This window comes from Anaerolinea thermophila UNI-1, assembly GCF_000199675.1.
In the GTDB taxonomy this organism is placed as follows: Bacteria; Chloroflexota; Anaerolineae; order Anaerolineales; family Anaerolineaceae; genus Anaerolinea; species Anaerolinea thermophila.
Genome location: NC_014960.1, coordinates 1,048,899 through 1,073,718 on the forward strand (window position 1 = coordinate 1,048,899; position 24,820 = coordinate 1,073,718).

Here is a 24,820-nt window from a genome sequence, read left to right on the forward strand (position 1 = left end):
GGCATCATGTATTTCACTGGAGGAAACATGCGGGCGGTTTTACAGCGTGTAAAACAGGGCAGTGTTTCAGTGAACGGGCGGGAAATTGCCCGGATTGGAAAAGGGTTGGTGATACTGGCTGGTATTGGACATCAGGATGATGAGAAAATCGTCCGTGCTATGGCGGAGAAGATTGCCTTTCTGAGGATTTTTGAAGACGAGCAGGGTAAGATGAACTTATCTGTGCGTGATGTTGGCGGTGAGGCGCTGGTGGTTTCCCAGTTTACCCTCTATGCCGATGCACGCAAAGGCCGCCGCCCTTCCTTTACCGATGCCGCGCTTCCTGAAAAAGCGCGCCCGCTGGTGGATTTGTTTGCCCGTGCACTGGCAGAGCAGGGTGTGCCCACCCAGACCGGCGAATTTGGTGCCGAGATGCTGGTGGAAATTTACAACGATGGTCCGGTCACCATCTTGCTGGAACTTTAGTCGTTCAGGAAACCTTTCCAGAGTACAGTATCGACCTGAATTGCCATGGCACCGGCTTGTAATAAATGCTGAGCATGGGCGCGCCGGTAGATGCCTGCCCCCGCAATCACCGGGATGCCGTGCTGAACAACCTGTTTTACGGCGTAAAGCATTTGAGGAAACAGCGAGATGCTGAACAGTCTCCCTTCGATCCATGCTCCTGAGGGCGAGGGGAGCATCCCGCGTGGCGCGCTGAGGGTGACGGCGGAGATTCTGTCAAGCGGGACGGGAATCTCTTCTCCATTTAACGGTAAGACAAGGACAATTGGCAGTTCACTGTCCATCGCGCTGAGAAAGGCTTGCTTTTCTCCAGTGGAGAGGCGTGGTGGCAGACTGATTTCTATGGCGCTGACCCCCGCGGAATTTTCCACCAGATGAATCATCCGATAGCATTCCTCGGGAGATTGGGGAATCAGGTGTACCCATACCGGGATGGGAGATTTCTCCCACTTTCTGGCGTATCGCCGCAGGGCTGTCACCAGTCCGGGATTGGGTAAGCCGCTATGCACCAGCAAATTCCCGGCATCTGTGAGTGCAATGCGTTGAGCGGCAGGTGTGCGAGGATGCAGGGAAAGCGGGTTGGTAACAAATACCCCCTGTGCTTCTGGCAGATTCCAGGCTTTGGAAGGCAAAAAGCCCAACGTGCCGGCGGCATTCATCCATGGAGTGGGGCAGTACAGACTCTGGCGGTTCATGGTTTGTCAGGGTCGCGCGCACAACCTGTTGATTTCAGAAGGATTGCCAGTCTATCTTCTACAGGAAGACGAGTCACTGCAGGATACACTCGATGCAGGCTTTCCCAGTCGCGAATCACCTCCGGCACAGTGACCGGACACCCCAATTCGCGGCTGGTGTTGCGCACAAACAGGGCGTGCTGGGTGCGGTGACATAATGCCGCCGCTACTTTCACCTCATGTACACTGCGGGTGTCCAGAATCAAATGTGCCGGGTCTTGCGGGTTGGCAAGGCGCGGACGGGGATGTTCAGGATGCGCCGCCTGAATGGTGTAGAAAAGTAGCGCTCGTGTGCCAAGACGTTCGATGGCTTTTCGCGCGGCGCGATGACATAAACGGTGTGCCGGATGTCCGTATTCGCCGTTGCTCCCATGACTGATGAGCGCTTCAGCGTGGACACTTTGAAGAACTTCGATGAGTTCGGAAACCAGGGTTTCCTCATCCTCGGTGAAGGCGTACAGGGTATCATCCGGTCCAACAAGTGGATCAACATACGAGAGAAAGCGCAAACTGGCGGCTCCCAGTTTCTCGGCGGCACAGCGCATTTCTTCGGCGCGTACTTCACCGAGTTTTTCGCGTGGACATACCGGCGGGTCGCCATTCTCTCCGCCTTCGCCACGGGTGGCAATGAGCAAATGTACCTGTGCGCCCGCGCGGGCTAGCAGGGCAAGCGTGCCGCCGCACAGCATGGTTTCATCGTCTGGGTGTGCAAAGAAAGCCAGAATGTTCATGCAACCTCCAAATGGTGTAGTGAGAATACCGGTCCGTCTTTACAGGCAAGGCGCCAGTCCCGTTTTTCTAAAACGGCACAAACTCCGCAATCCCCCATCCCGCCGCAAGGCATGGGGGTATGTACAAGGACCTCTGCATGAGCGGGGAGATGGAGAGAATGTTTCCAGCCCGTTGCCTGATAAAACTCCGCAAGAGAGTCTCTGTGAATAACGCCAGCAAGGTAATCGCACCACTCAAAGGATTCAGATAAGGCTTCGAGCGGCAGGACCTCGACTTCGGGAGGGAGGTTAGACGGGGGAACGCTGGCATACAGCACTACAGCGGCTTGTTGGCTCAAAGCCCGTTGCATCAGCGGTACAAGAAGATGTGCCAGTCCTTCCCAGTCAAACAGTGCCACGCGAAGGGATTCTTCCGGTAGATGAAATCCATTTCCGAAAGGACCGCGAAGCAAAATGCGATTGCCTGCCTGCCAGTTTGAAGGGCAAGGGGCAAGGGGGAGCATGGGGTCTGGAAAAGTAGCAGGATGCAGTACAACAGGAAGTATCTCGTCTGGATCGTCGGCACGATTCCCGAGAAAGTACTGCCCGGGGCGAAAATGAACTTTCCGGTGACATTCCAGTCGGGCAGTGTTTCCTGTACCGCTATAGCGAATCTCCCGGAGAATGGCTTCCATGAAAGTCATGGGGTTAATTGTACGCCGAATTTTTCCGAACAGGCGGTATAATCTAGCAAGCCTTGGTATGGATGGGAATATGAGCGAAGCCGAACCATTTGCGAACAATGGGCGAAAGATTCGACTGACCACTTTATCCAGTTGTGCTGGCTGAGCATCCAAACTGAATGCGGAAACGCTTGCGCACGTGTTGCGCCCCCTCAAGGATGTCTTTGCCACACAACAATACCCGGATTTGCTGGTTGGCTTGGATCAGCCGGATGACGCTGCCATCTGGCGTCTTTCCGACGATCGCGCGCTGGTCATTACCACTGACTTCTTCACCCCGGTCGTAGATGATGCTTACGACTATGGGGCAATTGCTGCTGCCAACAGTCTGTCAGACATCTACGCTATGGGAGGCGAACCCTTCCTTGCTCTGAATGTTGCTGCGCTTCCTCCCCAGTTGCCCCATGAACTGCTGGCGGAGATTATCCGAGGTGCGGCAGAGAAAGCTCGCGAAGCGGGGGTGGTGGTTGCGGGTGGACATACCGTACAGGACAAAGAGCCCAAATTTGGGCTGGTTGTGGTAGGTTTTGTCCACCCGGGAAAGATACTCACCAAAAGCGGCGCACGGGTAGGGGATCGCCTGGTGCTGACCAAGCCCCTGGGCTTTGGCACGGTGACTACGGCTTTGAAGCGGGGTGTGGCAGAACCACAGGATATCGAAGAAGCCGTTACCTGGATGAAGCAATTGAACCGTCAGGCGGCACAACTTGCCCGGCAGTTTGACCTCAAAGCCGGCACGGACGTTACCGGGTTCAGCCTGTTGGGGCATGCGCTGGAGATGGCACGGGAATCTGGCGTGGGAATGCGGTTCCGCTATTCACAGATTCCTTTCCTCTCTTGTGCTTACAAGTATGCCCGCCAGTTCATCTTCCCCGGTGGTGCCAGTGATAATCGTCTCTACTTTGGGCAGTGGGTGCAATTTGATGCCAATCTGGACGAACATGAACAAATGTTATTGTTTGACCCCCAAACCAGTGGAGGATTGCTTCTGGCTGTCCCCTCTGACCGAATAGATGCTTTTCTGGAGGAAGCCCCAACGCAAGGCATTTCTATCTGGGAAGTCGGTGAGGTTGTCTCAGGTGAAGGTATCGAAGTAACATGGTAAACCGCCCGCTTCCTGTGGAACTGCTCGCTCCCGCGCGGGATGCCGATACCGGCATTGCCGCCATTAATGCGGGCGCCGATGCGGTGTACATCGGCGCGGCGCGTTTTGGTGCGCGCGAGGCGGCGGGAAATCCTCTGGAAGACATTGAACGCTTGATAGCCTATGCTCATCGTTACTGGGCGCGAGTCTATGTCACGGTCAACACGCTGTTATATGATGAAGAACTTGATGAAGCCCGCAGTCTAATCTGGAAATTGTACGAAATCGGTGCGGATGCGCTGATTATTCAAGACATAGGCTTGCTGGAACTGGATTTGCCTCCGCTGGCATTGTTTGCCAGCACGCAAATGCACAACCATACCCCGGAGCGGGTGCGTTTTCTGGAGCAGGCGGGCTTTTCCCGCGTGATTCTTGCCCGTGAACTTACACTGGAACAAATCCGCCAGATTCGCGCGCAAACCAGCATCGAACTGGAGGGCTTTATTCACGGCGCGCTGTGCGTGAGTTACAGCGGGCAGTGTTACCTCAGTTACGCGCTGGGTGGACGGAGCGGCAATCGTGGGCAGTGCGCTCAACCCTGTCGCCGTTTGTACTCCCTCTACGGTGCTGATGGTCAAGCGGTGGTTCAAAATCGCTATCTGCTTTCCTTGAAAGACCTGAACCTGTCCGATCACCTTCAGGATTTGCTGGAAGCCGGGATTACCTCTTTCAAAATCGAGGGGCGTCTCAAAGACCGCGCTTATGTGATGAACGTTGTGGCTGCTTATCGCCAGCGCCTGGATGCTTTGCTGGATGGCGAACGTTTTCGCAAAGCCTCATCGGGAGACAGCCGGGTTGATTTTTCTCCCGACCTGCGCAAAACCTTCAACCGCGGGTTTACCACCTATTTCCTCAAGGGGAGAGACCCGCAGATGGCATCGCCCTTTACACCTAAATCGGTGGGTGAACCGCTTGGAAAAGTGGTAAAGGTGTGGAAGGATGGCTGTGTGCTGGAAGACGGCGCTCCCGAAGTTCATGCAGGAGACGGCATTTGCTATCTGGATGGAGACAACGTCCTTCAGGGGACTGTGGTGTTGAAAGTTCAGGGGAATCGTCTCTGGTTGGAAAAGATGGAAGGGTTGCAGCGAGGCGCGTTGATGTTCCGAAATCACGACCGGCTTTTCCTGCAACAACTGGAGAAAAGCCGCACAGAACGCAAAATCGCCGTGCAGTTCACCCTGCGTGAAGATCCTCAGGGAATGCTTCTCAGGGCTGAGGATGAGGACGGCAACTTCGCCGAGTCCGTGTGGCATGGGAAAATTACCCCGGCCTTAAACCCGGACCGGATGCTCGAAACCTTTCAACGCCAGATTTCCAGCCTTGGAGGAACGGAGTTTACCTGCGGGGGAATTCGAGTTTTACTGGCAACTGTGCCTTTCCTGCCGGTGCAGGCAATCAATTCCCTGCGCCGGGAGGTGGTCGAACGATTGCGCGCTGAGCGTCTGCGGAATTTCCCCCGAATGGCACGGCAAAGGGCTGAGGATGGGGTGCGCTTTCCGGCTGAGCGCTTGTCTTTCGAGGGAAATGTGTTGAACCGCCTGGCGCGCCAGTTTTATCTGCGTCATGGCGTCAGGGAGATCGAATCTGCGGCGGAAGCCGGGCTGGATATGCGCGGCCGAAAGGTGATGACCACCCGTTTTTGCCTGCGTTACCAGTTGGGGGCTTGCCCCAAGCAAAAGAATCCTGTGCGTCTTCCCGAGCCCCTCTATCTGGAAGACGAACTGGGAAACCGCTTATCCTTGCGTTTCCGTTGTGCTGAATGTGTGATGGAAATTTATTACGAAGGGAACGCAAGAGTTAAAGAGGTTAGCGACGACATTCTGTATCGAAAAGGAAAATAAAATCATCGGTTCGTAATGCCAGGATGCGGCTGTCACTTGCCCACTGGCTTTCATAGGGGGTTTGTAAGCCAATATCCAGCAGGAACTGCGCTTTTTCCTGAGTAAGGAGAACCCAGGCTTGATCCAGGTCATCAAAGTACGCCACTTTCTTGCCATCCGGCGACCAGTTTGGAGAAAGCATGGGAGGATAGGTTTTCTCGTCGTAGGAGAGGGTTTTACGAGTGGGAGAGAGCCGGTCGGCTTGATGGCGCATGGTTTCTCCGTAGGGAACGACCTGCCCACTGGAAAGATTAACGTCCAGCATTACGTCGCAATCTGCCCCGCAGGAGGCAATAATGCGAATCTGATTCTCGGAGAGCCATTCCACAATTCCCTTACTACCGCTTCCGGAGGTAAGCGTGGCTTGCTCTCCCGGGAGAATATCCACGGTTTGTTGGGTTTCCAGGTTGGTCACCATCACCGTATATACATTTTCGGGTTGACGAAGGGCGACAAATGCCAGTTGCTTGCCTGAGGGCGACCAGGTTAAATCCCCAAAAACGCTCGTATTTTCAAACAACACCGTTGAGGTTTTATAATCCGAACCGCTGGACAGAAGGATCTCTCCTGTGAACCAGATGGAACGCCCCTTGGGAGCAACGTACGCCAGTGTCATCTCTTCTGGATGCCATACCATCAGGTTGCCCTGTTGCTGATTGGTGCGGATGGGTTCGAGGGTTGCCAGCAGGCAGGAACGGTCGGGAATGGTCGGAAATTCCGGAGCGACAGAAGTGGGCAAAGGTGTAGCGGTAGGTTCTTGCGGTGCGGCTGGTGCAGGCAACCCCGGTACCAGACCACAGGCAGTGAGCAAAAAGAATACCAGCAGAGCAAAAAGTGCGCGTCTCATAAAGAAAGCGAATTTTCTTTTTTCTATCGTCCTGGAGGTCGAGGTGTAGGAGTTCCCTTGGTCACAATGACCTCAATGGAATTGGGCAATATCGACTCCACACGTAACGATTCCACCAGGACCTCAACGCGCGGCACCAGTTTGTAGGTGCCCGGTGTCACCCCTTCCAGGTCAACCACCACACGCACTTCTCCCGGCTTTAAGTTGTCCAGAGTGGGTAAAGGACCCGAGAGGATGATGGTTGCTGTCTTGGGAGCCAGTTGAGCGGAGAATTCTGGATTCAGGTTGATGACCTCGATGGGCAAATCACTCAGGGTGACACTGCCTTCGATAGCAGACACACCGACAATCACACTCACCGTTTGGTCTCCAACCACGGTAATCCCTTCAGGCAGGTTCAGGGCTACCCTTACTTCCAGGTCGTCGGTGATGCCATTCAGGTCAACGGGGTTGGTTTCGACGTACCCTGGTAGGTTTTCTACCAGTGTTGGGTTACTGGCAAACACGGTCACTGCAGGTGGAGAGACCGTCAACGAGGTTAACCGGTAGCCACTGGCAACCTGCCCGGTGGTGACCACTTTGACCACCACATTGCGATAACCGCCGCGTTGGGAGATAGGTTGAACAACGGTGATTTCTGCCGGAGAAATGGTCAGGTTGCTTACCAGCAGCCCGTTTTCGTCCACTGCCTGCACGGCTAGATTGCGGGTAATGGTCTCCACGGCTTTGTTCAGGTCAATGACCACCCGCAGGGTTTTCACCCGTTCAACCACCGACTTGGGACCGGAAATGGTTGCCCGATCCACGCTGAGAGATGGGATGCCGGCATCGTAACCAATGGCAGGTTCGCCACGCTGGACAACGCCAATGGGGAGCGTTTCGGTAGCCAGTTCATCGAGTTGAATGGATAGGGTTTGGGGAGAATACGAGACAATTCGCACAGGCGCTTTATCAATCTGCACCTGGACGGGCAGGGTGTACTGTCCGGATGATAGACCTGATAGATAAATAAACGCCCGTACACTTACCTGTTCTTGCGTCAGTTTTTCCCATACAGAACGGGGTGCGCTGAGCCGCAGAGTCAGGCTGCGGGATTCCTGGGTGTTTGCAATCATGGCAGGATCCAGCCCAACGTACTCGATGGTAATGGGGTAGGGGTAAGTGCGTACCTCTATAGGATCATTCGCGGTTACAGCAGACACCCACACGGCAATGGCAAGTGCCAGCGAGAGGAGAAATGTAGGAAGATATTTGAAGAATTGATTGAACAGTTTCACCGTTCCTCCCGGGGACGATTTTGTCCCAACCATCCACGAAGCCAGTCGAGGAAAGTGGGAGGCGGCTGAGAGGGCAGGTAAAAAGCCATCAGAATATTCTCCAGCCGCTCACCGTCCAGTCGTCGAATCATTCTGCCATTGTGTGCCAGAGAGATTAACCCGGTTTCTTCGGAAACCACCACGGCAATGGCATCGGTGGCTTCGGAAATTCCCAGGGCTGCGCGGTGCCGCAAGCCCATCTGTCTTTCTGGAGAACGGTTCAGGATGCCGCTGGAGGATAATGGCATGACGCATGCAGCAGCCGCAATTTGATTATCCACAATGATGGCAGCGCCGTCATGCAAAGGGGTATTGGGATAAAAAATTTGTAACAGTAATTCGGGGGTCACCCGGGCGTTAAGCGCTACACCGGTGGAGATGAATTCCTCCAGGGGGTCGTTGCGTTGTATCACAATTAACGCACCGTGGCCACGATTGGATAACCGAATGGCAGCCGTGACAATCGCATGGATGGTATCCTCCAATCCCGGATAAGCGCGCATCTTGCCCAGGATGGGGGAAGACCCGGCGCGTCCGAGTCGTTCCAGCCCGCGGCGAATCTCCGGGGCAAAGATGACCGGGATGGCTAATAACAATGCGGGCATAATCGTACGGATGAGCCAGGAAAACGCCGGCAGGTTTACCAGGCTGGTGAGCAAACTGAGGAAAATCACCAGCAGAATCACGCCCCGTAAAAGAATGACCGCTTGGGTTTCACGCACCATGATTAACACAATGAAGATAATCAGGGTGACCAGTGCAATATCCAGCACACTCATCCAGGTGAGGCGCTCAAAGAGAAAGTAAATCTGATCTAACAGGTCAGTCACGGTTTTCTATATTGGGCGCAGCACGCGGTCTGCTCTGAGTTGTTTGAAAAACAGGGTGGTTCCAGGGCGCAGAGATTCCACAGCGGCTTCCTGCCATGCAGAAACACCTAATGTCTGTGGGGTGCGCTTCTCATACCCCAGAGGCTTCCAAAGCGATTCCTGAGCCAGTTCGGGCGGAGCAAAGATAAGCGAGGCTTCACACTGCAGGTTGCGGGAAGAGCGTTCCATTTCCTCAATCAACGGGGGAAGTACATCCGATGCCGGTAAGGAAGTGTCCAGAAGAATATCCACTGTGCGGGCAACCAGATTTTCCACCTGCCATCCCAGCAATCCACCCGGCTGATTGCCCACCCGCAAAATCAAAAAGGCTTTTTCCCCAAACGCTGCCATGACATCTTCCCGTGTCACGGGTTTGGCTGGTTTGCGCAAGCGGTTGATTAAACCAGCAATGTCCTCGGAATCTTTGGGCTTTCCGCGAGAGACTGTGATTTCCCCCTGAGGAACTGCCCGGCGTGGCTGGGTGTGCGCTTCCTGAGCGGCTTCCAGTGTTTGCGGCACCAGGCGTTTCCACGCCGCCATAACCTGTTTCCAGGTCTCTTCGAACGAGCCATCATTGCGGATGACTACCGTTGCCGCACCGATTTTTTGTTCCTGTGGGGGTTGGGCGGCAATGCGTTGACGGGCCTCTGCTTCGCTCATCTTACGATACTGCATTAACCGCGCCAGTTGGATTTCCGGTGGGGTATAAGTCACCCATACACTGTCACAGGTTTTGTTAAGCCCGGCTTCGAGTAGTTTAATGGCTTCAATGACAATCACTTTTTGAGAAGAGCGCTGTACCAACCATTCGATGCCCTGCCTTACCAGCGGATGGATGATATTTTCCAGGCGTGCCAGGGCTTCGCCATCCGCAAAAACCACCCGCGCCAGTTTGGCTCGGTCAATTTCCCCATCAGGGGTGAGAATCCAGCGCCCAAAGTGATCAATGACGGGCTGATACCCTGGTGCCCCTTTGGCGATGGCACGATGCGCCAGAGCGTCGGCATCGATGCCGTAGGCTCCCAGATGTTCCAGCATGCGCCGGACAACGCTTTTGCCGGTGCCGATATTTCCGGTCAGTCCAATCACATATTTGCCGGGCCAACTGCTCACACAGTCCTCCAATGGGGAATAATGAAAGAATTATGCGGATGCTTTTTGATTTTAGCCTTGCCTCTCTGGAATGTCAAATCAGCGCAGCCAGAAACCACACCTATTTTTCAAGTCTCTGGATAATTTGATTGTATCTCCAAATCTTCGTAAAACTTTTTAGAACCTGCAACTTCTCCCCGAAACATACGTAGACTTCCATAGAAGAAACGGAGGTTTACCATGACAGAACAAACAAACGTTGTGATTCCTACGTCCAGTGAAGAACGCACCTGGGCAATGCTGGCTCACTTAAGTGTGTTAATTAATCTTGTCACCGGCTTGCTGGGTCCGGTGGTGGCTCTGGTCATTTACCTGTCCTATAAAGACCGTTCCCGTTATGTGGCTTACCATGCCCTGCAATCGCTGGTATTGCAACTGGTTGCCTGGGTTGGATTTGGCGCGGTGACAGGGATAATGTGGGGAATTGTGGGAGCTTTAAGTGCTATTCTGATTGGCTTGTGCCTGATTCCTTTCGCCTGCGCGGTCACTCTGGTGCCTCTGGCAGTGCCGGTGTACGGTATTGTAGCCGCTATTGAGACCAGCCAGGGGCGCGATTTCCGTTACTGGCTGATTGGCGATTGGGTGCGGAGTACGCTGGAAGGGTAATCTTCCCCTGTAGCATAAATGAATTCGGGGAAAGGAACGATGATGATGTCACCAAAGCAAAAGATTATCCTTTTTCTTGTGTTGACTTTCCTGTTCAGCGGGGTGTTTTATGCGCTCATCCTGACTTCTGGAAATCTGGAAGGCTGGACGCTTGCCCTGATGTGGTGTCCGGGAATTGCCGCATTGATCACCCAGTGGGTGTCTCACAAAAACCTTCGCGGTTTGGGGTGGCGTCTGAGACCCTGGCGTTTCCTGTTGCTCGGTTATGGCTTGCCTATTTTGTACGGTTTGCTCGTGTATGGCGTGGTCTGGGCAAGCGGTGCGGCTCCCTTCAAGGGGCAAGAAATGGCGCAGGACATGGCGGCTCAGATGGGCACGTCGGTGAACACCACAGGTTTCCTGGTGAATTATGTGGTCATGATGGGAACACTGGGTATGCTGGGTTCGATATTCGCTGCTTTGGGAGAAGAGATTGGCTGGCGCGGGTTGCTTGTCTCGGAGTTGGCGCGTCTCACCTCATTTCCCGGGGCGGCGTTGATCAGCGGAGCAATTTGGGCACTCTGGCATTTTCCCTTGATTTTGTTTTCAGAATACAACAATGCTGGAGCGCCGCGCTGGCTGGGGATGATTTTCTTCACCGTGATGGTGCTTGGCATCAGTTTTGCTCTTGCCTGGATGCGTCTCAAGTCGGGAAGTTTTTGGGGTGCGGTGATTTTACATGCCAGCCACAATATTTTCATTCAGGGCGTGTTCACACCGCTCACCGGACAGTCTGCGCTCAGTCCTTACCTGATTGACGAATTTGGGGTTGGGCTGGCTCTGGTGGGCTTGGCGCTTATCCTGATTTTCTGGAGCAAACGCGCCGAGGTAGAGCAAGCCCCTACACCTTCGTGAGTAAGGCTTCTTTCGTGGATAGAGAATCACCCTTCACGCAGTGGGCGTTGCCTGCCCTGAAGGGTGATTTTTTGCTTCCGGATCGGGGATTTCCCGACCGGCAGCGACCAGCATGGCATGGGCTTCATCCAGAAGGCTTTCCAGCCGGCTTAGGTCGTCAGGGCGAAACGCCGCTTTCCCAAGGCGGACTTTCTCCAGGCGTTCAATGATTCGCCAAAGTGACCCCCGCACCCCGCTGGACTGATGCGCCCAGTAGGAATCGGCGGAGATGCGTTCCAGACGTCGCACCACTTCGCGTGCTTGCTCGAGTCGAAGTTCCAGCCAGTATTCCTTGTCCATTTGCATTTCCTGCAATCTCACCTTACCCGTTACAGGGAAAGCCCTTCTTCTGCGGCAACCTGCCGGAGATACTGCGCGGCAAGCAGATAATCCTGTTCTTCAGTCATGTGTTCCAGCATCAGCGGTACATCCTGAGGTAAGCGGCTGGCTTCCCGCAGAAAGGTACGGTAATCCAGTCCGCCCAAACCGGGACGTACCTCGTCCAGATGAGTGGTCAACTGGGGACGCAGGAGGATATCCTTGGCATGACAGGATTTGACCCATGGCCCTAAGCGCTCGAAACAATCTTTCAACAGGCGTGAGTTTTCAAAATATCGTTGGGGACTGTTGATGAGGTTCACCGGATCAAGATGCACCCCAAACATCGGTCGGTCAATTGCACGAATCAGGTCTAAATAATGATCGACTGAATCGGGATACATCCAGGGCATGGGTTCAAGGGTATAGAACGCCCGGCGCGGTTTCACGCTGTCCAGAATCTCGCGCACAGTGGCTACAATCATTTCAAACGTTTCTGGCGTCAAGTTGCGCGGGTCAGGGGCATCCCACTTTTCCCCGCGGGAACCGGCGATGTTCACGGCGCATAGTGCTCCAATTTCATCCGCCAGCGCCAGAGCCTGTTTGCATAACTTCAAGGCTTCCTGGCGTTCCTCTTGGTTGGAACTGAGCGGGTTGCTCCATGCACCAACTTCGGCAATGATCAAATGAGCCTGACGGGTAGCATGCTTGAATGCGCGAATCACCTCGTGGGGGGCGTCTATCCCCACCGGGCAGTAAGCGGCACGGTAGCCATACCTCTGAACAAGGGTGACCCATTCTTCAGGGCTGTGATAAGGTTGAAAAAGGGGACCTCCCAACCGCATAGTTTATTCCTCTTCTCGCGATTCTTCTGGAAAAGGTGAAGCCCCGGGTGTGCGCTGTGGCGCAGGAGCTATCCGGGTAATCAGTGCCCAGAAGATCACCAACAGAGCCATTCCCAGGATAAAGGCAAGAAAGAATCCCAGACGAAAATGGATGGACAACCCCAATACACCCAAAACCGTTCCACCCGCAAGGGTGAGTCCCAGGCGACTCAGGTGATGCTGTTCAAAGCGGTACAGCACAACCGGCTCTTTCAGAACAGTGATTCGGTTCATGAAAGCGTGCAAATCCCAACTGGCTAAACCGCTGACCACAGAGAGCAGTGCCAGGAATGGAGAGATGCCGAAAAGCGGGAGCAGGGCATTTTCCATGCACATCAGCAAAAAGAAGGCCGGCGTGCTCCAGGGGATTTCTTTCAAAGTCAGCCCCAGCCATAGGACTCCCATAATCAGGTTCAATCCGACTGCAGGATACATCCCCTGCAAAGCAAATCCCATTGCGGGAAAGAGCACCGTGAGGCAGATGGAGAAGAACAGCAGGTTACGGGTTTTCATGCTGGCGTTCCTATTCCTTGTCTCAAAAGGGGACGCAAAGAGATGACCTGCCTCAATACCTGCTCCAGAGGCATCCTCACGTCCCAATCCAGAACCTGAATGCCGGCGCGGCGCAGTTTTTGCAGGGCGAAACGGCGCTCTGCCTGGGCAATGCGCTGTGCCAGTTCTTCCGGCGAATTCGGTCTCACCTGCCCGGCTTCAAAACGGATGAGGTTAGGGCTCAGCACCAGTACCTGATACCCGTGTGCTCTCAAAGCGACGAGTACCTCCGGGTCGTGAGGTTGCAACGGGCTGATGAGAATGACCTGAGAACGGGGCGGGAAGAAACGAGTGGGTAGATAAGAGAGTGACTCAAGCGCAAAGTTACTCCCCAAACGGGCGCGCGCCAGCGTCTGCAGGATACGTTGCCGTTGCATTTTCCCCGCGCCGGGGAAGGCAATATCAATTCCTGCGCCGTAAACCAGCATCCCCACACGGTTGCCGTCCTTAAGAAAGGTCTCAGAAAGAGAAGCCGCCGCATCCACAGCATATTCGAACAGGGGATTGTTGCTCGCTCCGCCATAACCTGGCTCGCGTGCATCCAGAATAATGCCTACATCGGCAACGCGCTGTTGTTCAAAGAGGTTGGTAAATAAATTTTGCTCTTCCCGCGCGGTCACCTTCCAGTTGATGCGCCGCATGGGGTCGCCGGGCTGGTACTCCCGTACCAGGAAAAAGTCAACCCCCACACCGCCCTGACGCGAAGGAATAGGACCGGCAAACCCGCGTGTTTGCGGCGGGCGAATGGGAACGGAGCGCAGAGGGCGTGGACGTGGGCGAATCATCAAACGGTGGGATGCTTGAACGGGAATTTTCCCCTCAAACAATCCAGCGCTTTCCCGATAATGCACCTGCAGGGTGGTAAAGCGGTAATCTCCTCTTCCCCCTGTAACCACATAGGACAGCCTTACTTCTTCTCCCGCAGGAAGAGGCAGGAATCGCGAAGTTTCACCTTCCAGGACAATTAACCCGGCAGGGAGTTGGTCCTCTATCCAAACTTCCTGCAAATCTTCCCCGTTGTTCTTAAGATAGAGATTTACCTCTACCGGGGTTTCGGGGAAAACGGCTTCTAACGGTAGTGTGCGCCGAGCCACCAGACGGGGAGGCGCTGGACTGTACCACGCGGCAACACCAAAATAAACCAGCAACGGGATGGACAGGGCAATGATGGCACCGTTCAGACTGATCAGCCCGGTGATCAGGAAACCAAAGATGAGGATTAACAGAAAGGCGCTTCGACTGTTCATCTCAATCCACGACGGGCACCGGAACGCTGTTGAGAATCTCTCCCAGAACGTGCTCAACGGCTTATGGGGTGGTCCATAAATCCGGTTGTAGAATGATGCGGTGCTGAAGGGCAACGCGGGCAAAGGTCTTGATGTCATCGGGCAGGACGTAGGCTCTGCCTTGCATGGCGGCATAAGCGCGCCCCAGTTTGAGAAGCGCCAGTGCGCCGCGTGGGCTGGCACCTACAGCAACCTGACGGTGTACGCGGGTGCGATGGACTAACTCCACGATGTACCTTTCCAGGTCCGGGTCTACATACACTTCTTCGATAATCTCGCGCATATGCAGGAAGCCTTCTGCGTTGGTAACCGCTTGAAGGGGAATGGCGTCCTGCTTGCGGTCACGGCGGCGGCGTAAAATTTCCTGTTCCTCTTCCGGGCTGGGGTAACCTACGGCAAGTTTTATCAGGAAGCGGTCCAGTTGTGCTTCGGGAAGGGGAAACGTGCCCTCATATTCGATGGGATTTTGCGTTGCCACCACCAGAAACGGTTCCGGGAGTTTCAGGGTTTCGCCTTCCAGGGTAACCTGATATTCCTGCATGGCTTCCAGCAGGGCAGCCTGGGTGCGCGGCGAAGCGCGGTTGATTTCATCTGCCAGAACGATGTGGGCAAAGACTGGACCCTGGCGCAGAACGAAAGTGTTGTTCGCCCGATTGAAGACATATCCTCCGGTAATGTCACCGGGGAGCAGGTCGGGGGTGAACTGAATGCGCTTGAAGGTCATCCCCAGTACCTGGGCAAAGGAATTTGCAATCAGGGTTTTTGCCAGCCCGGGGTAGTCTTCCAGCAGGACGTGTCCGCCTGCCAGAAAGGTGGTGAGAATCTTTTCCAGCACCTGCCGTTTCCCCACAATGGCTTTACTGACTTCATCGAGGATGGCTTTAGAGAGGTTGGAAACTTCGTGGACGGGGGGATGAGCAGACATCAATTTGAGCCTCCAATTCTTTCTTCAATAAAATTTACCAACTGCTTCAGGCGGTGAAAGGTTTCCTGCTGGTCAGAAAAAGGAATAGAGCCGGGGAGGTGGAAGAGCCGTCCCTGCATACGTTCCAGCCAGCCTTTTATTGAGTCTGGGGACTGTCTGGAGGTGAGAAGGCGACGGGTACGCAGGAATTCCAGGATCTCTTCGGATACATTCAGCGTTCCTTCACGAATTTTCTTTTCCATCTCCTCCCGGCTCAGGTGTTCCTGGTATCCGATAATCTCCATGATCAAATGTGCCAAATGCCGTGCCAGATTTTCACTGGCAAAACGGTTTTTGGAGAAGGTAGCCACATACCACAGCCAGTAACGGTAACGCGAGGTGCTGGCAATGTCGTTTTGGGGTTCCGACAATCTTTCTGTGGAAGGGATGCCTTCAAGCATTGCTCGCCCGATGAGGTAGATTCCGCCCAGAATCATCACTGCCCAGAAGAGCGGCTGCGGTACCGTGTTGAGGATTAACTGCACGTACCAGATTACGTAAGAGAGAGGTTCAACAATTACCGCGCGGATTTGCTCGCGTAAAACTGCAGTCAGCAGTACTGCCAGCCCTACCGAAAGGGATAACCATATCCATAAGGGTTTGCGTGTGGGGGTCATAGGGTTGTCTCCATGCTCTGACAAGCCGCCACGATTTCTTCCAAACAACCGGTGGCTTCCATCTGCTGACGGGGAGTACTGGAAAGATGTCCGTAACGCGCGTCCTCAAACAATTCTGTCAGGCGGCGTACTGGACGTTCGGGCAAGCCGTGCTGAACCAGGGTTTGGATGAACTCATGGGGGGTAACGGCATTGCCCCGTTGAACGCCGCGGCTTTCTGCAACCGCTCTGACCATCCTGCGGTAGCATTCGATAATGGTTTCGCGTAAATCTGCACCCGCTTGCAGGCTTGCCAGGGCTTGAGAGGCTTCGAATCCCACCTGAGACAGAGGGTGGGGTTGCCTTTCGCGACGCATGACAAACCACCAGATCATTCCAAACAGGGCTAAGGCAATCAGGATGACGGTAAACACGGCTACGCCATTAATCAGCCATGTGGGCGGATTGGCAACAAAATCGGCCAGCGGTGGCATGGGCAAAACCTCCTCCCCAGTGCCAAATTCACCTCCCTGAAACCCAAAGTTCTCCGGGTTGAGGTTGTTCATGGCTTGCCGAAGTCGCTCAAAGAGGAAAAGCATCACAGCGAAGATGGCAAGATAGCGCAGGAGTTTCTTGCGCCGTTGGGGGTGAAGCAGCATGTAAACAAAGTAAAAGGGAAAAAGAGCCAGCGCCAGACCCAGAACTACCTGGAAGAAACCCAGTAAGGAGGTAGCATCAGGCAGGCTTCCGGTAAAATCTTCGGCAGTTTGCCAGCGTTGATTGCCATAAATCAACCCCGGGCTCAATTCTAAACCTGTCAACCCCGCGCTGAGCACCAGAGAAAGAACCAGAAGCCCACCAACCAGAAAAAGTAAAGTTTGTCGGACAGTAAATCTCTTCATGGCAATGACTGTTCAACGAAGTCCTGTCAACACTCGGTCACTGTGAGAATGAAAGATATTTCCGGGTTGTTTTTATGGTATCACATCTTGATATTTCCTTTACAGTTTTGTAGAGCAGATTTTTTGCTGGCTGTTTTATACTTGTGAGGGGAGTAAGTATGACACATCAAGACTGGATTGTAATGACCTGTCCAACCTGCGGGGCAAAAATGGCGCCTTCCTTGCTGGAGCCGGAGCGCTATCAGTGCCAGTACTGCGGGAATGAATATTTGCTCAAAAACTTGCTGGGAAAGCCCGAGTCCACGGTGGGCAAAATCCGTCCCCGGCTGGCACCGCCCGAATCGGTCAAAATTGAGCGCGAAACTGACCGCGTGCGGATGATTCACCGCTGGTTTTCGTTTAAGTACATCCCTTTGGCGTTCTTTGCTCTGGCATGGGATGTCTTTTTAATCTTCTGGTATGGCATGGCTTTTACTACGGGCGCGCCCTGGATCATGATTTGCTTCCCCATCGCCCATGTGGCGGTAGGTGTGGGATTGACTTATTCGGTGCTTACCGGCTTCTTTAACCGGACAATTGTTGAATTAACCCGTGATGAACTGGCAGTCTGGTTTGAGCCGCTTCCATGGTTGGGAGAGAAAACCTTACCCGTTGCAGAAATCAGTCAATTTTATTGCAAGAAAAAAGTTTCTCAGAATTCTAAAGGCACTTCGGTTAACTACGCTCTCCACGCGGTGATGCGGGATGGCAAAGATGTAAAACTGCTGGAGAATTTTGACTCCCCTGAGATTGCCCAATTTATTGAGCAACAATTGGAAACATGGATGAAAATCCCCGACCGCCCTGTGGCGGGTGAGTTTAGAGGGGAATAGCCCCGTTTATTGAATGGGCAGGAAGCCACAACCCTGAAAGATATTTTGCCCTTTTTCGGAAAGGAGCAATTCCATAAACTTCCTGGCTTCTTCCTGCCGGGGAGTTGTGTTCAGAATGCCGTAATAGTACACAGCCGTGATGTTGAGAGAGTCGGGGATGAGGATTTGGCGGACTTTACCGATGGAAGAAGGATAAACATCGCTCTGATACACGATGCCTGCGTCGGCTTCGCCCAATTCAACTTTTGTCACTACAGAGCGAACAGTACCCTCATAAGAGACCACATTTTGCAGCACCTTTTCTTTATAGTTCTCCCCCAGATTACCCTGGACAGTAAGTTTGTCCAGCAATTGCCTGGTGTATTTTCCCGCCGGGGACTCTTCACTGGCAAGCGCAATTTTGACCCCGGGTTTGCTTAAATCCAGCAGGCGCACAACAGGTGAGTGGGGATTGGCAATGACCAGCAGTCGGTTGGCGATAAATTGCCCGGAGTTTTCAGGGGTAATCATTCCTTTTTCGACAAGTGCTTGAATAGACTTGTCATCTGCGCTGAGAAAGAGATCCACAGTCGCGCCGTGCAGGATTTGTTGCGCCAGTTGTTGAGACGGTGCAAAACTGAAAGAAAGCCGCATATCCGGGTTGGTTTTTTGATACTCTGACTCAAAGGTTTTCATACACTCACTTAACGAGGTGGCGGCCATAATGACAAGTCCAGAAGACGGTGTGGCGCTCTGCTGAGGCGCACAAGCAGTCATGATCAGCAGGAATGCCAGAATCAAGGGAACAGTGCGATGAAGATTCATCATGCTTTCATTTTCCTCAGAATCCGTAACACGTTCAGGCTTTTTCTAAAAGGGCTTTGAAGAACACTTTCAGATTGAAGGCTTGCCCCGAAAGCAGGTTTTGCGCCCGGAACATTCCTGCGGCAATGCGAAGCACCAGCCAGGCCGTCAGTGCTTGTAGAACGGCCGCCAGCGCTAACTGCCAGAAAGGGACTGTAGTCGCCGCCAGACGAGTCATCATGGCAACCGGAGAAGTAAGCGGGATCAGACTGAAAATGACAGAGATAGTCGAATCGGGGCGGAAAATCAGCGCATTGTGGAACATGAGAGGGATAATCAGCGGGATGGCTACAATGAAGGTAACCTGCGATGCCTCTCTCAGGTTAGGCGCCAGTGCGCCGATCCATGCCATCATGCTGGCATAGATGGCATATCCCAGTAAAAAGTAGAGAATACCCCACCCCAAAATTTCGGGCGGAATTTGCACCCCCTGAAGGATAGAGATAGAACGCCCGCCCAACGGAAGTAACAGGCGCGCCGCAATCAGCCAGATGAGTGTTTGAAACAACCCCATGATGCCCAGGCCCAGCATTTTGCCAACCATCATCTGGGTAGGAGTGACAGAAGTTAACAGAATTTCTACCACTCGATTTTGCTTTTCGGTAGCAATATTGCTCAGCATCAGCGAGGATGTCCCAAAAATAAGGACGTAGAAAATCATAGTAACCCCGTAGGGAACGGCAAAGGCAAGCGGGTCGTCTTCATCCCGTTGGGTTTTCTTTGATGCCAGTGTCTCTTCCTGAAGATTAAAGGGATCGTGGACGCGTTGGAGCAGTTCGGGACGATCCTTAAACAGATTGTACTGGATGAGCCAATCTACCGGATCGTGATTAATCGAGTCTGAGAAGGCATTGATGTTTTTGGCAAAGAAGTCCACTTTCCCGTTTTTCAAATAATCCCGATGAATCACAAAGAAAGCCGAAATCTCCCCTGATTTGAGGGCTTGTAAAGCACTTTCTTCTCCATCGAATTTCTTCACAGTGTTTTTCAGGTTTTGAGGAATCTCCCGAACGATTCCACTGTAATCTACCAAGCCCTTGGTATCAATTTCCACGTTGGCAGGCAACGTTCCCGTATCTCCGGTGAGCGTGGGGTTTCTTTGCAGTAAGCCGACGACAAACAGGACGATAAAACCCAGTAAAGGTAGCAGGAACACGCCGAGCAAAAATGAACGGTTGTGAAGTAAAGTATTAACTTCGTGCTTTAAGACAATCCAGATTTTCTTCATCTCTACAACCTTATCTCACGCACGAGAGCGGAAAATTTCCAGAAGGCTGAGTTTCTTCCCATACCTCAGCATGCTCAGGCGGAAAGCGCGGCTAGCCAGCCAAATCGATCCCACAGCACTCAATACCATCAGTCCAATTGCAAGCACGCTTTGCCAGGTTGGGATACTGGTGGCAAGCGCACGCAATGGAAGCCCTATCAAAGAAGTAAATGGAAAAAGAGAAAGACCAATCGAGAGCGGACTGTCGGGGTGTTCCAGGAAAATCTGCAAAAAATAGAAGGGAATCATGAAGGGCAGGCTGAACAGACTGGCAATCTGCTGTGCCTCGCGGGACTCAGTGGCAGTAGCGCCCGCCAGGGTCATCAAAGCTGCGACCATAATGAAGGCGGGAAATGCCAGAAGCATCATGAGCCAGAACGGCGTGAGGTCAATATTGATTGTCCGTAGTAGAGGGATTCTCGTCAGGGCAAAAACTCCCATCAGGATGGGAATGGCAAACCAGAAAAATATTTGTGTCATTCCCACGCTCAAGTTCCCAAGGATTTTCCCAATCATGAACTGATCGGTGGAAAGGGAAGTGAGGATGATTTCCATGGTGCGGTTTTCTTTCTCATCCACCAGCGCCCGAAGCAGGTAGTTTCCGATTATGTTGATGGCAAAGAAGAAAATCATTCCCAGGATCAGCACTGCAAAAGGTTCAAACGGTGTGCGGGTACTGTATTTATTTTCTTCCGTCGGAGATTTTAAGGACACCTGTGAGCCTTCAAGCATACGTTCCCGAACAAGCGGATCTTCATTTTTCAGCAGGTGAGTCAGCAGGAATTTTGAAAACGCATCATTGGCACTCTTATCCAGCCCTGTCTGCGAAACTGCGCGGACTTTTCCAGTGGCGAGATAGTCAGGCTGAATAACATAGTATCCTTGAATTTCGCCCGAATCCAATGCTTTTCGAGCCGTTTCTTCATTGGGAAAAGGTAGCACCTCTACAGAGAGAGGATCTTCCTTTTTCTCGGAATAGGGCTGGGCATTCTGAAATAAACCGGATTGATCCACAGCCCCAACAGGACGGAGATCGGTGGTCACCACGATTGCTCCGACGGCAATGATGCTCGTCAATAGAATCGTCAATGGAAGAGATAGCAGCCCAAAGAGAAATCGCTTTGTTTTAACGTGTCGCAGATATTCGTGAAAAAAGACAATCCATACCTTGCTCATGCTTTTTCCTCTTGGGCAGTAACTACCTGAATGAAAATCTCATCCAGCGTAGGCATGGCAATTTCGAATTTCTCCAGAGCCACGCCTGTTTCTACCAGATACTTCAAAATTTCCTGGGGGCTCGAGTTACGCTCTAAATGTAACAGATAACCAGAGTTGACAGGTTCCACCTGTACCACGCCAGGCAGAGACGCGGGCAGGTCGTTAAGCGGATGAATGATAACCTCATGGGATGCGTAATTACGGCGAATTTCGTTGATTTTGCCGTATAACATCACCTTGCCATGATTGATCAGCACCAGACGGTCGCACAGTTCCTCAACCTGGTGCATCTGATGGGTACACATGACGATGGTTTTGCCCTTCTCGCGTTCCTGACGCAGCAGGTCTTTCACCATCTGAGTGTTGACCGGGTCCAGCCCGCTGAAAGGTTCGTCCACAATAATCAGGTCAGGTTCATGTGCCAGGGTGGCAATCAACTGAGCTTTCTGTTGCATGCCTTTGCTCAGTTCTTTCACTTTTTTCTTGCGGTGATCATACAGGTCAAACTGCTTCATTAATTCACTGACCCGATTGGCGGCGTAGGAAGGTTTCAATCCTTTTAATCGCACCAGATAATTCAGGCACATTTCCAGGGAAATGTCCTGATACAACCCCCGTTCTTCCGGTAAATAGCCAATGCGGTTTTTCTTGTCCTCAGTCATTGTTCCGCCCAGCACTTCCACCGAGCCGCTGTCGGGTTTGAAGATATCCAGAATGATGCGGATGGTCGTGGTTTTGCCGGCGCCGTTAGGACCCAGCAGACCGAAAATTTCTCCGGCTTCTACGTTAAACGTGACTTGATTGACCGCAGTTTGGTTGCCAAACCGCTTGACAATTTCATGAGCCTGAATGGTTGCCATGGTGAGATAACCTTCTTTCAAATGAATGCCTTAAGGTCAATAACCAGGAATGAAAGGGAAAATGGCTTTATCCAGATGAATTATAACAACAGGACAGGAAGGAAAGAAGGTAAGGGGTAGGTTTTTTTGACAAAATCTAAACAGGTTTAAAAATTGAATTCCCCTGTGAGAGAATGCTGCCACTCATTCCCGCATAGGAGAACTCAAGAGGAGAATGCACTCTTAAGATACCGGATGAAGGTTAAGGGTGTCTGAAAAAAGATTAAAAATAAGATAAGAACTCTCTGGATTTTAATGTTTTTCACGGGTGGTTTGAATGAGAACGACCCGATCCAGATGCGCCAGGTCTTGTAAAATTTGAATTTCGGCGGCGGGGAAAATGCCGCGGGCAATCTCAGAAACAGTTTGCCCCTGATCCCATTGGATTTCCAGCAAGATACACCCACCGGGGACAAGCCAGCGTGGAGCATCCTGTAAGAGGGCTTTAATTTTTTCCCATCCCGATTCTCCACCATCCAGTGCCGCAATCGGCTCAAAGCGGGCAGGCGGGGTTTCGTCAAGGGCTGAGGTGGGGATGTAGGGCAGGTTTGCGCAAACCAGATCAAACATTCCCGCGCATGCCGAGAGCAAATCGCACTGAATCAATTGCACCCGGTCAGACACCCCATGCCTGTTGACATTTCTTTGTGCCACTTTCAGGGCTTCGTGGGAGAAATCGGTTGCCAGCACCCGTACATTCGGCATATGGTAAGCAATGGAAACAGCAATACATCCTGAACCCGTGCCCACATCCGCTACTCGATTGCGCTCAGGAAAGCGTTTCAGCCATTGAAGAGCGGCTTCTACCAGAGTTTCGGTTTCGGGGCGGGGAATCAGCACTGCCGGGGAAACCTCAAATTCCAGCCCGAAAAATTCCTGTTTGCCGGTTAAGTAAGGAAGAGGAACACCTTCCAGCAGACGGCCAAGCAAAGTGTTCAGATGGCTTGCTTGCTCATCGGAAAGGAGTGTCTCAGGATGGGCAGCAATCCAGGCGCGCGGGCGCTTTAAAACATGTGCCGCCAGCACCTGTACTTCGATGCCGGCGGTATCGGATTGTTGTGCGAAAGTCTCCCGGGCCTGCTGGAGCCATGCTCCCAGCGTTGGGCTATTCTTCATCCTCGTCAGCACCAGTTGCCAGACGTTCCGTCTCGCTGCGCAGGGCAAGTTCGTCAATGAACAGGTCAATCTCGCCGTCCAGCACGGCGGGCAGGTTATAAGAGGAAATGCCGATGCGATGATCGGTGACACGCGATTGCGGGAAGTTGTAGGTGCGGATCTTCTCGGCGCGCTCACCTGTGCCTACCTGAGAACGGCGGGTAGCGTCCAGTTCCTGCTGGCGTTTTTGCTCTTCAATTTCGTAAAGTTTGGCGCGCAAAATGCTCATCGCGCGCAGTTTGTTTTGCAGTTGCGAGCGCTCGTCCTGACAGGCAACCACAATGCCGGTGGGCAGGTGGGTGATGCGCACCGCAGTGGAGTTCTTCTGGACGTTCTGCCCCCCTGCGCCTGCCGAGCGGTACACTTCGATTTCAAGATCCGAGTCGGGAATGTTGATATCTACCTCATCCACTTCTGCCAGCACGGCAACCGTCGCTGTGGAGGTGTGGATACGCCCAGAGGACTCGGTGACCGGAATACGCTGTACCCGATGCACTCCCGATTCGTACTTCAGGCGGGAGTATGCCCCTTTGCCCTTCACCATGAAGATGATTTCTTTGTACCCGCCAATCCCGGTTTCGTTTTGCGAGATAATTTCCACGCTCCAGCCGCGTTTTTCAGCGTACCGGCTGTACATGCGGAACAGGTCGCCGGCAAACAATGCTGCTTCCTCGCCGCCGGTACCAGCGCGGATTTCCACAATGACGTTGCGCTCGTCGCGCGGGTCTTTGGGAATCAGCAGGGTTTTCAACTCTTTCTCCAGCACTTCCTGCCGCGGCTCAAGCGTTTCCAGATCGGCTTCGGCAAGTTCGCGCAATTCCTCATCGCCGCTTTCCAGTAAAGTGCGCGCTTCTTCGATTTGTTTCAATACCGTGCGGTATTCCTGCGCTTTTTCCACAATCGGTTCTAAATCGGCGCGTTCTTTGGAAAGTTCGATAACCTTTTGGTAATCACCCGCGTTTTCTTCCAGAAGGCGGTTTAATTCTTCAAATCGGCTTTCAATTGCAATCAGTTTTTCCAGCATAACCGTTCGTAATTATCCTTTAGAGGGTTGTTTACCCAAGGGGAATATTATACCAGACCGCAGAGCGTCAGGGCTTTAGGGCTCGGAAAAAGAATTGTCTTCAGCAGTTTGATGGAGCCAGGTTTCCAATACCTGCAACGCTTTGGAGAGCAGGCTGTCGGTTTGGGGGGAAAGCGTGCGATCAAAGCCAAAGGCATACCCTCGCAGGGAGAGGAGGACGGCACGGGGCTGTTGCCCATACAATGCATAAACCAGCGAAAGACAGGCGGCGGGAGTCAGGTGATGAGTGAGAGGCGAAGATTGGAATACCGGTTGAACCTCTTCCAGATGAATTTCTTCCGGAACACTGCCGGTGTGCGCATCTACAAACACGATGCGGGAGAAATCTGCCATCCACTCTGCCATTTCAGGCATCAGTTGAAGATAAAAGTGCATGTCCAGCGCAGGTGTACTCAATACCGGATTCTCTTCAGGATATTCCGGCAGGGTGTAGCCCAGATGCTCTGCCAGTGCGCGTAGGAAATGCCAGGCAACGCCGTCATCCTGACGGTCGATATTTCCATATCCAATCACCAGTGTTTTCACGGAAGGGAATTATACCC

Annotated in this window: 27 protein-coding genes; 6 read left to right on the forward strand and 21 right to left on the reverse strand. The window is 52.9% G+C overall.

All coding sequences use genetic code 11. The annotated features are described in order from the left end of the window. Positions 1 to 27 precede the first annotated feature (27 nt). On the forward strand, positions 28 to 465 hold the full coding sequence (dtd, locus tag ANT_RS04690) for a D-aminoacyl-tRNA deacylase (RefSeq protein WP_013559364.1): 438 nt from the start codon (positions 28 to 30) through the stop codon (positions 463 to 465). On the opposite strand, the gene ANT_RS04695 is transcribed toward dtd, so the two are convergent. Genes ANT_RS04695 through ANT_RS04705 form a run of 3 tightly spaced genes read right to left on the reverse strand, consistent with a single transcriptional unit; the run spans position 462 to position 2,652 of the window. Then, on the reverse strand, positions 462 to 1,199 hold the full coding sequence (locus tag ANT_RS04695) for a beta/alpha barrel domain-containing protein (RefSeq protein WP_013559365.1): 738 nt from the start codon (positions 1,197 to 1,199) through the stop codon (positions 462 to 464). The two genes, dtd and ANT_RS04695, sit on opposite strands and share 4 nt — an antisense overlap. Beyond that, positions 1,196 to 1,969, reverse strand: a complete 774-nt coding sequence (locus ANT_RS16100; RefSeq protein WP_013559366.1) for a PIG-L deacetylase family protein — start codon at positions 1,967 to 1,969, stop codon at positions 1,196 to 1,198. The genes ANT_RS04695 and ANT_RS16100 overlap by 4 nt, the downstream gene beginning before the upstream one ends. Continuing rightward, complete coding sequence (locus ANT_RS04705) at positions 1,966 to 2,652, reverse strand: iron-sulfur cluster-binding protein (RefSeq protein ID WP_013559367.1); 687 nt, start codon at positions 2,650 to 2,652, stop codon at positions 1,966 to 1,968. Before ANT_RS04705 ends, ANT_RS16100 begins: the two co-directional genes overlap by 4 nt. A 70-nt stretch (positions 2,653 to 2,722) precedes the next feature. Here ANT_RS04705 and selD point away from each other — a divergent pair, with 70 nt between their 5' ends. Further along, the gene (gene selD, locus ANT_RS04710) at positions 2,723 to 3,796 is read left to right on the forward strand and encodes a selenide, water dikinase SelD (RefSeq protein WP_013559368.1); all 1,074 of its coding nucleotides are present in this window, start codon (positions 2,723 to 2,725) and stop codon (positions 3,794 to 3,796) included. Further along, on the forward strand, positions 3,790 to 5,676 hold the full coding sequence (locus ANT_RS04715) for a peptidase U32 family protein (RefSeq protein ID WP_013559369.1): 1,887 nt from the start codon (positions 3,790 to 3,792) through the stop codon (positions 5,674 to 5,676). Before selD ends, ANT_RS04715 begins: the two co-directional genes overlap by 7 nt. Here ANT_RS04715 and ANT_RS04720 read toward each other — a convergent pair. Genes ANT_RS04720 through coaE form a run of 4 tightly spaced genes read right to left on the reverse strand, consistent with a single transcriptional unit; the run spans position 5,642 to position 9,860 of the window. Further along, the gene (locus tag ANT_RS04720) at positions 5,642 to 6,562 is read right to left on the reverse strand and encodes a PD40 domain-containing protein (RefSeq protein ID WP_013559370.1); all 921 of its coding nucleotides are present in this window, start codon (positions 6,560 to 6,562) and stop codon (positions 5,642 to 5,644) included. The two genes, ANT_RS04715 and ANT_RS04720, sit on opposite strands and share 35 nt — an antisense overlap. A 23-nt stretch (positions 6,563 to 6,585) precedes the next feature. Beyond that, positions 6,586 to 7,839: a CdaR family protein gene (locus ANT_RS04725; protein WP_041454658.1), complete on the reverse strand. Its 1,254-nt coding sequence runs from the start codon at positions 7,837 to 7,839 to the stop codon at positions 6,586 to 6,588. Further along, a complete protein-coding gene (cdaA, locus tag ANT_RS04730) occupies positions 7,836 to 8,708 on the reverse strand; it encodes a diadenylate cyclase CdaA (protein WP_013559372.1) in 873 nt (290 codons plus the stop codon). Before cdaA ends, ANT_RS04725 begins: the two co-directional genes overlap by 4 nt. A gap of 6 nt (positions 8,709 to 8,714) precedes the next feature. Then, positions 8,715 to 9,860, reverse strand: a complete 1,146-nt coding sequence (gene coaE, locus ANT_RS16780; protein ID WP_013559373.1) for a dephospho-CoA kinase — start codon at positions 9,858 to 9,860, stop codon at positions 8,715 to 8,717. A 219-nt stretch (positions 9,861 to 10,079) separates the two neighbouring features. On the opposite strand from coaE, the gene ANT_RS16105 reads away from it, so the two are divergent. Together ANT_RS16105 and ANT_RS04745 are read left to right on the forward strand one after the other, a co-directional pair. Then, positions 10,080 to 10,505, forward strand: coding sequence for a DUF4870 domain-containing protein (locus ANT_RS16105; protein WP_013559374.1), 426 nt, complete (start codon positions 10,080 to 10,082; stop codon positions 10,503 to 10,505). Between the two features lie 39 nt (positions 10,506 to 10,544). Further along, on the forward strand, positions 10,545 to 11,399 hold the full coding sequence (locus ANT_RS04745; RefSeq protein WP_172634573.1) for a CPBP family intramembrane glutamic endopeptidase: 855 nt from the start codon (positions 10,545 to 10,547) through the stop codon (positions 11,397 to 11,399). A gap of 33 nt (positions 11,400 to 11,432) precedes the next feature. Here the strand turns inward: ANT_RS04745 and ANT_RS04750 are convergent, their stop codons facing one another. The 7 genes from ANT_RS04750 to ANT_RS04780 all read right to left on the reverse strand — a co-directional run bounded on the left by ANT_RS04750 (position 11,433) and on the right by ANT_RS04780 (position 16,940). Then, positions 11,433 to 11,738 carry a hypothetical protein gene (locus ANT_RS04750; RefSeq protein WP_041454660.1) on the reverse strand — a complete coding sequence of 102 codons (306 nt, stop codon included), beginning with the start codon at positions 11,736 to 11,738 and terminating at the stop codon, positions 11,433 to 11,435. Positions 11,739 to 11,767: 29 nt separating this feature from the next. Further along, entirely contained in the window at positions 11,768 to 12,601 is an 834-nt protein-coding gene (locus tag ANT_RS04755) for a sugar phosphate isomerase/epimerase family protein (protein WP_013559377.1), read from the reverse strand. Between the two features lie 3 nt (positions 12,602 to 12,604). Beyond that, positions 12,605 to 13,153 (reverse strand): hypothetical protein, encoded by a 549-nt coding sequence (locus ANT_RS04760; RefSeq protein WP_013559378.1) that lies wholly within the window; start codon positions 13,151 to 13,153, stop codon positions 12,605 to 12,607. Next, positions 13,150 to 14,439 carry a DUF58 domain-containing protein gene (locus ANT_RS04765; protein ID WP_013559379.1) on the reverse strand — a complete coding sequence of 430 codons (1,290 nt, stop codon included), beginning with the start codon at positions 14,437 to 14,439 and terminating at the stop codon, positions 13,150 to 13,152. The genes ANT_RS04760 and ANT_RS04765 overlap by 4 nt, the downstream gene beginning before the upstream one ends. A gap of 61 nt (positions 14,440 to 14,500) precedes the next feature. After that, entirely contained in the window at positions 14,501 to 15,403 is a 903-nt protein-coding gene (locus ANT_RS04770; RefSeq protein ID WP_013559380.1) for an AAA family ATPase, read from the reverse strand. Continuing rightward, the gene (locus ANT_RS04775; protein WP_013559381.1) at positions 15,403 to 16,059 is read right to left on the reverse strand and encodes a hypothetical protein; all 657 of its coding nucleotides are present in this window, start codon (positions 16,057 to 16,059) and stop codon (positions 15,403 to 15,405) included. Before ANT_RS04775 ends, ANT_RS04770 begins: the two co-directional genes overlap by 1 nt. Further along, positions 16,056 to 16,940 carry a DUF4129 domain-containing protein gene (locus ANT_RS04780; protein ID WP_013559382.1) on the reverse strand — a complete coding sequence of 295 codons (885 nt, stop codon included), beginning with the start codon at positions 16,938 to 16,940 and terminating at the stop codon, positions 16,056 to 16,058. The genes ANT_RS04775 and ANT_RS04780 overlap by 4 nt, the downstream gene beginning before the upstream one ends. A 158-nt stretch (positions 16,941 to 17,098) precedes the next feature. Between ANT_RS04780 and ANT_RS04785 the strand changes: the two genes are divergently transcribed. Then, positions 17,099 to 17,812, forward strand: a complete 714-nt coding sequence (locus ANT_RS04785; protein ID WP_013559383.1) for a hypothetical protein — start codon at positions 17,099 to 17,101, stop codon at positions 17,810 to 17,812. Positions 17,813 to 17,818: 6 nt separating this feature from the next. Here the strand turns inward: ANT_RS04785 and modA are convergent, their stop codons facing one another. From modA to ANT_RS16110, 7 genes are all read right to left on the reverse strand, one after another. Next, positions 17,819 to 18,619, reverse strand: a complete 801-nt coding sequence (modA, locus tag ANT_RS04790) for a molybdate ABC transporter substrate-binding protein (protein ID WP_013559384.1) — start codon at positions 18,617 to 18,619, stop codon at positions 17,819 to 17,821. Between the two features lie 31 nt (positions 18,620 to 18,650). Then, positions 18,651 to 19,883: an ABC transporter permease gene (locus ANT_RS04795; protein ID WP_013559385.1), complete on the reverse strand. Its 1,233-nt coding sequence runs from the start codon at positions 19,881 to 19,883 to the stop codon at positions 18,651 to 18,653. A 15-nt stretch (positions 19,884 to 19,898) separates the two neighbouring features. After that, positions 19,899 to 21,098, reverse strand: a complete 1,200-nt coding sequence (locus tag ANT_RS04800; RefSeq protein ID WP_013559386.1) for an ABC transporter permease — start codon at positions 21,096 to 21,098, stop codon at positions 19,899 to 19,901. Next, entirely contained in the window at positions 21,095 to 22,000 is a 906-nt protein-coding gene (locus tag ANT_RS04805) for an ABC transporter ATP-binding protein (protein ID WP_013559387.1), read from the reverse strand. The genes ANT_RS04800 and ANT_RS04805 overlap by 4 nt, the downstream gene beginning before the upstream one ends. Positions 22,001 to 22,291: 291 nt before the next feature. Further along, complete coding sequence (gene prmC / locus ANT_RS04810) at positions 22,292 to 23,155, reverse strand: peptide chain release factor N(5)-glutamine methyltransferase (RefSeq protein ID WP_013559388.1); 864 nt, start codon at positions 23,153 to 23,155, stop codon at positions 22,292 to 22,294. Beyond that, positions 23,145 to 24,218, reverse strand: a complete 1,074-nt coding sequence (gene prfA, locus ANT_RS04815) for a peptide chain release factor 1 (protein WP_013559389.1) — start codon at positions 24,216 to 24,218, stop codon at positions 23,145 to 23,147. The genes prmC and prfA overlap by 11 nt, the downstream gene beginning before the upstream one ends. Before the next feature lie 75 nt (positions 24,219 to 24,293). Continuing rightward, a complete protein-coding gene (locus ANT_RS16110; protein ID WP_013559390.1) occupies positions 24,294 to 24,803 on the reverse strand; it encodes a hoxW protein in 510 nt (169 codons plus the stop codon). Between the last annotated feature and the right edge of the window lie 17 nt (positions 24,804 to 24,820).

What these genes read in the sequence shown, in the direction of transcription:
- ANT_RS04760 (WP_013559378.1), bottom strand. Translation starts at nt 13,153, where the DNA reads ATGAAAACCCGTAACCTGCTGTTCTTCTCCATCTGCCTCACGGTGCTC.
- ANT_RS04705 (WP_013559367.1), bottom strand. Translation starts at nt 2,652, where the DNA reads ATGACTTTCATGGAAGCCATTCTCCGGGAGATTCGCTATAGCGGTACA.
- ANT_RS16105 (WP_013559374.1), top strand. Translation starts at nt 10,080, where the DNA reads ATGACAGAACAAACAAACGTTGTGATTCCTACGTCCAGTGAAGAACGC.
- dtd (WP_013559364.1), top strand. Translation starts at nt 28, where the DNA reads ATGCGGGCGGTTTTACAGCGTGTAAAACAGGGCAGTGTTTCAGTGAAC.
- ANT_RS04785 (WP_013559383.1), top strand. Translation starts at nt 17,099, where the DNA reads ATGACACATCAAGACTGGATTGTAATGACCTGTCCAACCTGCGGGGCA.
- ANT_RS04795 (WP_013559385.1), bottom strand. Translation starts at nt 19,883, where the DNA reads ATGAAGAAAATCTGGATTGTCTTAAAGCACGAAGTTAATACTTTACTT.
- ANT_RS04715 (WP_013559369.1), top strand. Translation starts at nt 3,790, where the DNA reads ATGGTAAACCGCCCGCTTCCTGTGGAACTGCTCGCTCCCGCGCGGGAT.
- ANT_RS04695 (WP_013559365.1), bottom strand. Translation starts at nt 1,199, where the DNA reads ATGAACCGCCAGAGTCTGTACTGCCCCACTCCATGGATGAATGCCGCC.
- ANT_RS04780 (WP_013559382.1), bottom strand. Translation starts at nt 16,940, where the DNA reads ATGAAGAGATTTACTGTCCGACAAACTTTACTTTTTCTGGTTGGTGGG.
- ANT_RS16100 (WP_013559366.1), bottom strand. Translation starts at nt 1,969, where the DNA reads ATGAACATTCTGGCTTTCTTTGCACACCCAGACGATGAAACCATGCTG.
- ANT_RS04720 (WP_013559370.1), bottom strand. Translation starts at nt 6,562, where the DNA reads ATGAGACGCGCACTTTTTGCTCTGCTGGTATTCTTTTTGCTCACTGCC.
- modA (WP_013559384.1), bottom strand. Translation starts at nt 18,619, where the DNA reads ATGATGAATCTTCATCGCACTGTTCCCTTGATTCTGGCATTCCTGCTG.
- prfA (WP_013559389.1), bottom strand. Translation starts at nt 24,218, where the DNA reads ATGCTGGAAAAACTGATTGCAATTGAAAGCCGATTTGAAGAATTAAAC.
- prmC (WP_013559388.1), bottom strand. Translation starts at nt 23,155, where the DNA reads ATGAAGAATAGCCCAACGCTGGGAGCATGGCTCCAGCAGGCCCGGGAG.
- ANT_RS04770 (WP_013559380.1), bottom strand. Translation starts at nt 15,403, where the DNA reads ATGTCTGCTCATCCCCCCGTCCACGAAGTTTCCAACCTCTCTAAAGCC.
- ANT_RS04765 (WP_013559379.1), bottom strand. Translation starts at nt 14,439, where the DNA reads ATGAACAGTCGAAGCGCCTTTCTGTTAATCCTCATCTTTGGTTTCCTG.
- ANT_RS04800 (WP_013559386.1), bottom strand. Translation starts at nt 21,098, where the DNA reads ATGAGCAAGGTATGGATTGTCTTTTTTCACGAATATCTGCGACACGTT.
- ANT_RS04745 (WP_172634573.1), top strand. Translation starts at nt 10,545, where the DNA reads ATGATGATGTCACCAAAGCAAAAGATTATCCTTTTTCTTGTGTTGACT.
- ANT_RS04750 (WP_041454660.1), bottom strand. Translation starts at nt 11,738, where the DNA reads ATGGACAAGGAATACTGGCTGGAACTTCGACTCGAGCAAGCACGCGAA.
- ANT_RS04755 (WP_013559377.1), bottom strand. Translation starts at nt 12,601, where the DNA reads ATGCGGTTGGGAGGTCCCCTTTTTCAACCTTATCACAGCCCTGAAGAA.
- ANT_RS04775 (WP_013559381.1), bottom strand. Translation starts at nt 16,059, where the DNA reads ATGACCCCCACACGCAAACCCTTATGGATATGGTTATCCCTTTCGGTA.
- ANT_RS04805 (WP_013559387.1), bottom strand. Translation starts at nt 22,000, where the DNA reads ATGGCAACCATTCAGGCTCATGAAATTGTCAAGCGGTTTGGCAACCAA.